Below are 3316 nucleotides of genomic sequence, written 5' to 3' on the forward strand. Positions count from 1 at the left end.
GGCGGCCGCGACGGTGAAGATCTTGAAGATCGACCCGGCGCCGTGACCCGCCAGCGAGTAGGGCTGCGGCTGGACCGTCTCCTTCGCCTCGGCGTCGAGCCCGAACTTGCGGCTCGACCCCATGGCAAGAACCTTGTGCGAATCCTGGCCCGGTTCGATCACGTTCATCACGGAGGCCACATCGTCGACGGTGGGGCTGGTGAACCGGTCGAGAGATGCCTTGACGGAATCCTGGACCTCGGGATCGAGGGTGGTGCGGATGAGATATCCGCCCCGGTCGATCTGCTCACGGGACAGGCCGGAGTTCTCGAGGTACTGCAGCGCGTACTCGCAGAAGTAGCCGCGGTCGTCGGCCGCGATGCAGCCGCGCGGGAGCGTGTTCGGTTCGGGCAGCACACCGAGCGGCAGTTCCTTCGCGGCGCGGATCTCGTCGGCGCGCTCCGGGATGTTGTCGATCATGGTGTCGAGCACGATGTTGCGCCGGGCGAGCACGCCGTCGGGATTCGTGTACGGGTTCAGCGCCGAGCTGGACTGCACCATGCCCGCGAGCATCGCGGCCTGCGGGATGTTCAGGTCCTTCGCGTCGATGCCGAAGTAGGTCCGGGCGGCGTCCTGGATGCCGAACGATCCGTTGCCGAAGGGGACGAGGTTCAGGTAGCGGGTGAGGATTTCGTCCTTGGTGAGCTGATCGTCGAGCGTCAGCGCCATGCGAATCTCACGGATCTTGCGGGCCGGTGTCGTCTCGATCGCCGCGCGGCGTTCGGCGTCGGTCTTCGCGATCACGTGCAGGAGGTAGTTCTTGACGTACTGCTGGTCGATCGTGGAGGCGCCTTGCTCGACCTGACCGCTCGTCGTGTTGGTGAGGAATGCGCGGATGGTGCCCTGCCAGTCGACGCCCTGGTGCTCGGGGAACCGCTTGTCCTCGATCGAGACGATCGCGAGCTTCATCTCGTTGGAGATCTGCTCGCTCGGCACCTCGAATCGGCGTTGGTCGTAGAGCCACGCGATGGGCTCGCCCGCCTTGTCGACCATGGTCGTCACGGCAGGGACGACACCTTCGACGAGCTCTGCGGAACTGTTGTCGACGGTGTCCGCGGCGCGGTTCGAGAGGTACCCGAATCCACCCGCTGCCGGGAAGAGCATCCCTGCTACGAGAACGCCGCCGAGGGCCGTGCAACCGGCGAGCTTCGCCACCGTTCTTCGGATCGACACGCCTACACAGTACGTGGCGGGGGACCGGGCGGCGGTTCCGAGGGAGCGGGCGTGGCTCGACAGACCCGGTGAAAACGCCTCCGACGTGCAACTATGTACGTACGTACCAGAAAAGGTTTCGTTCGCCTTGCGCGTGGGCATCAGTTTACCTAGATTGAGACATCAGTGTGACGCAGATAACACCTTGACGGGCAGGTTTCGCGCCGTCGCGGCACACGGGCGGCGCAGACCTCGAACACCGCGAACCGGCGTTCGGAATGTAAAGGGGCAACTGAATGCACATGACCACCCCGACGACCCGACTCGACGTCGATCAGGCCGAAGCGCGCATCGCTTGGGTCTCCAAGGCTCGCTGCCGCGAAGTCGATCCCGATGAACTGTTCGTGCGTGGCGCAGCGCAGCGCAAGGCCGCGGTGATCTGCCGGCACTGCCCGGTGATGCTCGAGTGCGGGGCGGACGCCCTCGACAACCGTGTCGAGTTCGGTGTGTGGGGAGGCATGACGGAACGGCAGCGTCGTGCACTCCTCAAGCAGCACCCCGAGGTCGAGTCCTGGGCCGATTTCTTCCAGGCGCAGCGACAGCACCAGAGCGCGGTCTAGTCACCACCTCCCGGTACGAACCGCCGAGATCATGACCCGCGAGACATCACGCCTCGCGGGTCAATTGCTCGCCCACGGCCCGCAGGGCCTCGAGATCGGAGACCTCGAAGGGCAGCGAGGGCACCCCGACGACGGGAACGGTGGGATGCGCCGCGGTGAAGTTGCGTAGCAACCGCAGTTCCCGCTTGGCGATCACGGCCCGATGAGCGTGGATGCGGAGAACGGCCTCCGCGGCGTGCGCGTCCACCCCCTCCTCCTCGGCGAGTTGATCCGCCGCGGTGAGCGCGTGATCGGACGGAAGTGCCGACAGTGTCGGATGGGTGCGGTTGAGCACCAGGCCCGACAGCGGCATGCGGTCGCCCGAGAGTCGCTCCACGAAGAACGAGGCCTCGCGCAGAGCATCGGGTTCGGGCGCCGCGACCACCATGAAGTGTGTTCCCGGCTGCTGGAGCAAACGGTAGGTGCGGTTGGCGCGCTCCCGGAACCCACCGAACATCGAGTCCAGCGACTGCACGAAGGCCGACGCGTCCGACAGCATCTGGCTCCCGACGATCGTCGAGACCGCCTTGAGCGCGAGCCCCATCGCACCCGTCACCAAGCGGCCGAAGCCTCGCCCGGGAGCCGTGAAGAGCCGGATCATCCGGCCGTCGAGGAACGCGCCGAGCCGCTGAGGAGCGTCGAGGAAGTCGAGCGCGTTACGGGACGGCGGAGTGTCGACGATGATGAGGTCCCACTCGTCGCTCTGCGAGAGCTGACCGAGCTTCTCCATCGCCATGTACTCCTGCGTGCCGGAGAACGACGATGCCACGGTCTGGTAGAAGGGGTTGTCGAGGATCTGCTGGGCCTTCTCCGGTGTCGAGTGCTCGAGCACCATGTCGTCGAAGGTGCGACGCATGTTGAGCATCATCGCGTGCAGCTCGCCCTTCGCCTCCGGCCCGAGCTCCACCTTCTGCGGTGAATTGTCGAGCGACGCGACCCCGAGAGCCTGTGCCAGTCGCCGCGCCGGGTCGATCGTGAGCACCACGACGCTGCGGCCCCGTTCGGCGGCCCGCAGCGCGAGCGCCGCAGCGGTGGTCGTCTTGCCGACACCCCCCGACCCGCAGCACACGATCACCCGGGACGAGCGGTCGTCCAGGATGCGGCCGACGTCGAGGGCCTTCCGGATCGGTGCGCTCATCGGACACCCTGCTCGGCGAGGACGTCGGCGAGTTCGTAGAGGCCACCGAGATCGACACCGTCGGCGAGGGCCGGTAGGGACATGCGTGCCACCTTCACTTCGTCGAGTTGAGCGGCGCTCACCTGTTGCGCCTGGAGTACCGCGGCGTGCTCGATGGTCTGGGTCAGCAGGCCGGCGAAATCGTCGTCGGAGAGCTTGATGGACACCCGTTCGAGGGTCGACCGGATCGCGGGGCCCTCGATACGTCCGGCGGCGACGTCGTCGACGAGTTCCTCGGGCAGGTGCTCGGGGGCGGTGCGGTTGACGATCACCGTTCCCATCCGGAGAT

At 66.5% G+C, this 3316-nt stretch carries 3 protein-coding genes and 1 pseudogene; 1 reads left to right on the top strand and 3 read right to left on the bottom strand.

The genetic code is table 11. The features are described 5' to 3' along the window. A partial coding sequence (locus tag R1101_RS0119330; RefSeq protein ID WP_016934972.1) for a transglycosylase domain-containing protein occupies positions 1–1194 on the bottom strand: 1194 nt, incomplete at its 3' end. 293 nt (positions 1195–1487) lie between these two features. Between R1101_RS0119330 and R1101_RS0119335 the strand changes: the two genes are divergently transcribed. Continuing rightward, positions 1488–1811, top strand: a complete 324-nt coding sequence (locus tag R1101_RS0119335; RefSeq protein ID WP_006552432.1) for a WhiB family transcriptional regulator — start codon at positions 1488–1490, stop codon at positions 1809–1811. 46 nt (positions 1812–1857) lie between these two features. On the opposite strand, the gene R1101_RS0119340 is transcribed toward R1101_RS0119335, so the two are convergent. Continuing rightward, entirely contained in the window at positions 1858–2988 is a 1131-nt protein-coding gene (locus tag R1101_RS0119340) for an ArsA family ATPase (RefSeq protein ID WP_016934973.1), read from the bottom strand. Beyond that, positions 2985–3316 (bottom strand): annotated as a pseudogene (locus tag R1101_RS0119345) (ATPase); the annotation flags it as partial. The pseudogene R1101_RS0119345 and the gene R1101_RS0119340, both read right to left, overlap by 4 nt.

This window comes from Rhodococcus sp. R1101, from assembly GCF_000278445.1.
GTDB lineage: Bacteria > Actinomycetota > Actinomycetes > Mycobacteriales > Mycobacteriaceae > Rhodococcus > Rhodococcus gordoniae.

Coding starts and splice junctions, on each gene's coding strand:
- R1101_RS0119335 (WP_006552432.1), top strand. CDS start 1,488: ATGCACATGACCACCCCGACGACCCGACTCGACGTCGATCAGGCCGAA.
- R1101_RS0119340 (WP_016934973.1), bottom strand. CDS start 2,988: ATGAGCGCACCGATCCGGAAGGCCCTCGACGTCGGCCGCATCCTGGAC.